Source organism: Atribacterota bacterium, assembly GCA_028703475.1.
Taxonomy (GTDB): domain Bacteria; phylum Atribacterota; class Phoenicimicrobiia; order Phoenicimicrobiales; family Stramentimicrobiaceae; genus JAQVMU01.
Genome location: JAQVMU010000024.1, coordinates 1 through 4,010, shown reverse-complemented (window position 1 = coordinate 4,010; position 4,010 = coordinate 1). Strand labels below are relative to the sequence as shown.

Here is a 4,010-nt window from a genome sequence, read left to right as displayed (position 1 = left end):
TGTATGATGATAAATTCTGGGCTTCTGTTTCAATAATCGGTAAGGCTGTTAAAGAGCCTCCACCGTATTCTTTTTTCAAATGAGTAGCCCTTTCCAAAAGGCGGGAGTGAATATAAAAAATATCACCCGGGAATGCCTCCCTTGCCGGTGGCCTTCTCATTAATAATGATAACTCACGATAAGAACGGGCATGCTGGGTTAAATCATCATAAATAACAAGAACATCCTTGCCTTTTCTCATAAAGTATTCTCCGATACTGGTGGCAGCATATGGAGCAATATAATTAAGTCCGGGTGCCTCATCGCCGGATGCCACTAATACAATACTATATTCCATCGCCTGGGATGATTTTAACCTGGAAATTACCCGGGCAACAGAAGATATTTGCTGGCCAATTGCACAATAGATGCAGACAACATCTCCATTATTCTGATTTAAAATAGTATCAATTGCAATGGCTGTTTTGCCTGTCTGACGGTCGCCTAAAATTAATTCTCTTTGACCTCTGCCAACTGGAATTAAAGAATCGACAACCAATAATCCTGTTTGCAAAGGAGTATTTACCGGGTCCCTATCCATAATAGGAGCAGCATCCTGTTCAATCGGTGCATATTCTGTTGACCTGATAGCTCCCCTGTTATCAAGAGGCCTTCCTACAGAATCTATAATACGACCAAGGAGAATTTCACCAACCGGGACACTCATAACCCTATCGGTTCGTTCTACCTCATCAGTCGAGCCAATAGATGTTGCTTCATCTAAAAGTATAATATCCACACTATCAGCATTAAGGTTAAAGACCATTCCCAATTGTCCTTTTTTGAAACGGACAATCTCCCCTGATTTTACATTAGGAAGACCATTTGCCTTTACAATATTTTTACCAACTGAAGTAATGATTCCGATTTCCTGGAAATCAAAGGATGCTTCCTGTTTTTTTATGACCTTTTTCATTCTGGAAAAACTTTCTTTTATATGTTCCTGTAGAGGCATATTTTGAATTATTTCTTTCATCTTATCTATCTCCAAGAGAAGTTATTCTTCTTCTTTTTCTTTTACTTCTGTGCTATCTTTTTCTTTGTTGTCGATATTTTGTTGATTCCCAACTTCTTCAAATAATTTTTGTAAATTCTTTTCCAGGGAATTGAGATAACTTTCTATACTCCAGGAAATCTTTTTTCCTTTTGCCCTTAATTCAATTCCACATATAAGGTCTTCAGATTCTTTAAAACTAATATCTATTTCATCCTGAAAAAACCTTTTTAATCTATCGGTAATCTTTTCTTTTTCTTTTTTCTGCAATTGAAAGGCAGTATTTATTTCTATTACTTGTTTTGCGTCTAAATCAGATAACTGAAATCCCTGTCCATTATTATCTTTTGTATCTTCTAATTGTTGTAAAAAGCTGTCTATTAATTGATTTTCTAATTTTTCATTTGCCAGATCTGCCAGGACCTTTCTGGAAATCTGGCATACCTGCTGGCAGGAAAGTTCTTTTAATTCTTTTAAAAAGGCATTACGCTGTTTAAGAATAGAATTTTTCCAATCTTTTTCTTCTTCATTTACTGCTTGCCTGGACTCTTCCATCATTTTTTCCCGTTTAGCCTGGAGCTCTTTTTTCATTTGGGCAAGGTCATTGTCCCAATTCTCTTCCATCTTTTCCCTGATTTTTCGCTGTTTTTTAATTTCCTCTTCTGCATCTTTCTGCTGTTTTTCGGTACTTTCTATCTGCTCTTTAATCTGCTCTTCTCTTTCATCAATAATGCCCATAATTTTATTAAAAAGAAATTTTTTCAGCAATAAGACCAGAATCAAAAAATTGATAATCTGTGCTATTACCGTAAAGGTATCAATTATCATATAATTCCCCTTATTGACCTAAAATATAATTCCAGAAAGGATTGGCAAAAATAAGAATAACGGATATAACCAGGCAATAGATAGCAGTGGACTCAACCATAGCCAGACCAACAAATAGTGTTCTGGTTATAGTGTTCGCTTCATCAGGCTGCTGGGCAATAGCTCCCAGTGCCCTTGCTACAGCCATTCCCTGTCCGATAGCCGGACCAATAGAACCGATAGCTATGGTAATGCCGGCTGTAAAAATGGAAACTGCACTTACAATATCAATACTACTCATTTTTCTCACTTCCTTCATTATTGTTTTTTTGGTATACTTCACTCTCTGCCTGTGTGGCAGAAGCAATGTAAACTGTTGCCAGAACTGTAAATATATAAGCCTGTATCTGGCCAATTAATAGTCCCAATACCTGCATTATAATCGGTAAAAATATTGGTGCAATAATCAGTAAAATCCCGGCAATTAAGGTACCGCTCATAATATTACCAAACAAACGTACCGCCAGAGCCAGGGTTCGAGAAAATTCGCCGATAATATTAAAAGGCAGCATTAGAACAGATGGTTCCAGATATTGCTTTAAATAATTTTTGACACCTACTTTGCCAATTCCGAAGATAGGAATAGCAAAAAATACACAAACCGCCAGGGCAGATGTTGTTGATAGTGAACTGGTAGGTGGTTGATATCCAGGTACAACAGCCAGCAGGTTAGAAATGGAAATAAATAAAAAGAGACTGCCCAAAAAAGGTATAAATTGATCCGGATTTTGCTGGGTAATTTCTTTTACCTGTTGACGGATATAGGTAATTATTACTTCCAGGGCAATCTGCCAGCGACTGATATTATGACCTACTTTTAAATCTTTCGTTGCCAACCAGCTAATTATTATCAATACTGCCATTACTACCCAGGTAAAAACGATAGTGGCATTTAAATGAATGCCATTCCATTGAAAATAGATAATGGCATCAGGTGTTATTTCCATAACTATTGCTCCTTCTTATTTTTCTCTGGATAATTATCACCCAGCAAGCGTGATAATATAATCCGGGCTAAAATAAAACCTGCTAACCAGTATAAAATATAAGCCCAATCTCCAAAGCGGGCAATGTAAAGCAAAATAAAAAAAGAAACTACAACTCGCAAGATATAGCTAAGTAAAGTAATCACTGCCGGATAACGTGAGTGTACCATATATTGCAGAGTAAACCATAACCCGCCAAAATAAAATAAACCTGATAGAAAACCTAAAATAATAAATTTAAATACTTGAATCTTGGATTACCCCTCTTCATCTCTTTCTTTTTCAATTACCCTGCGTTCTTTTTGCACCCAATACCAAGCATTCCAGCAGCCCAGTACAATGCCAATAACTAGAAAGGTCAAGGTCCATGATATCTGTCCAGGCCATCTTCCGTCAGCCCACAAACCAATGCCAATTCCTATTATTGTCGGAATCATTACTGACCAGCCAATAACACCAAATAAACCAAATCCCATCCAGATACTGCGATTTTTCCTGGCTTGAGCCTTAATCCTTCTCTTTTCCTTCTTTTCGATCTCGTGTAAAAATTCTTTTTCTCTTTTTTCCTCAGAATAGTTATTATTTTTATCCATGTGCCTCTAAATCCAAAAACCTCCTGACAAAATCAGCTTCCAGTTTTTGCAGCGCACTGCGGGCACCCTCTTCCTGTTTATTAATCTTAATAAAATTTTCTTCAACCTCTCTTTTTAAATCCCCCAGGTTGTCTCCCTTAACGGCACCTCTAACAGAAAGGGTAACATCCTCACCTGCTTTAATCAGAATACCCTCGTTGATAGCTAAATAGATATCTCTTTCTTTTTCTGTTAAGGCAAAAAAAATGCCAGGGGTCATAATTGTTACGAAATCAACGTGACGTGGAAGCAAGCAGAAAAATCCATTAATGGCCTCTCCTACTATCTTTTTTACCTTACCCTGCCAATAGGTTTTTTCCGGCAATAGTATTCTTAAATCCATCATTTCTTTGCCTCATCAATAGCACCAAGCATATAGAGAGAATTTTCCGAATAATCACGAAATTCATCATTCAAAATTCGTTCACATCCATCCAATGATTCCTGCAAAGATACCCGACGTCCTTCATTTCCGGTAAACTGCTCGGTAAC

Annotated in this window: 8 protein-coding genes; all 8 read right to left on the bottom strand. The window is 37.1% G+C overall.

The window, feature by feature from the left end:
* Positions 1–1,030 (bottom strand): F0F1 ATP synthase subunit alpha (locus PHQ99_04215; protein ID MDD4288771.1); only part of this gene is annotated, 1,030 nt, incomplete at its 3' end.
* Between the two features lie 6 nt (positions 1,031–1,036).
* On the bottom strand, positions 1,037–1,861 hold the full coding sequence (locus PHQ99_04210; protein MDD4288770.1) for a F0F1 ATP synthase subunit delta: 825 nt from the start codon (positions 1,859–1,861) through the stop codon (positions 1,037–1,039).
* A gap of 10 nt (positions 1,862–1,871) precedes the next feature.
* On the bottom strand, positions 1,872–2,141 hold the full coding sequence (locus tag PHQ99_04205) for a F0F1 ATP synthase subunit C (GenBank protein MDD4288769.1): 270 nt from the start codon (positions 2,139–2,141) through the stop codon (positions 1,872–1,874).
* Positions 2,134–2,847, bottom strand: a complete 714-nt coding sequence (locus PHQ99_04200; protein MDD4288768.1) for a F0F1 ATP synthase subunit A — start codon at positions 2,845–2,847, stop codon at positions 2,134–2,136. The genes PHQ99_04205 and PHQ99_04200 overlap by 8 nt, the downstream gene beginning before the upstream one ends.
* 2 nt (positions 2,848–2,849) lie before the next feature.
* Positions 2,850–3,116 carry an ATP synthase subunit I gene (locus PHQ99_04195; GenBank protein MDD4288767.1) on the bottom strand — a complete coding sequence of 89 codons (267 nt, stop codon included), beginning with the start codon at positions 3,114–3,116 and terminating at the stop codon, positions 2,850–2,852.
* A 27-nt stretch (positions 3,117–3,143) separates the two neighbouring features.
* Positions 3,144–3,479, bottom strand: a complete 336-nt coding sequence (locus tag PHQ99_04190; GenBank protein MDD4288766.1) for an AtpZ/AtpI family protein — start codon at positions 3,477–3,479, stop codon at positions 3,144–3,146.
* Entirely contained in the window at positions 3,472–3,864 is a 393-nt protein-coding gene (locus tag PHQ99_04185; protein MDD4288765.1) for a F0F1 ATP synthase subunit epsilon, read from the bottom strand. Before PHQ99_04185 ends, PHQ99_04190 begins: the two co-directional genes overlap by 8 nt.
* Positions 3,861–4,010 (bottom strand): F0F1 ATP synthase subunit beta (locus tag PHQ99_04180; protein ID MDD4288764.1); only part of this gene is annotated, 150 nt, incomplete at its 5' end. The genes PHQ99_04185 and PHQ99_04180, both read right to left, overlap by 4 nt.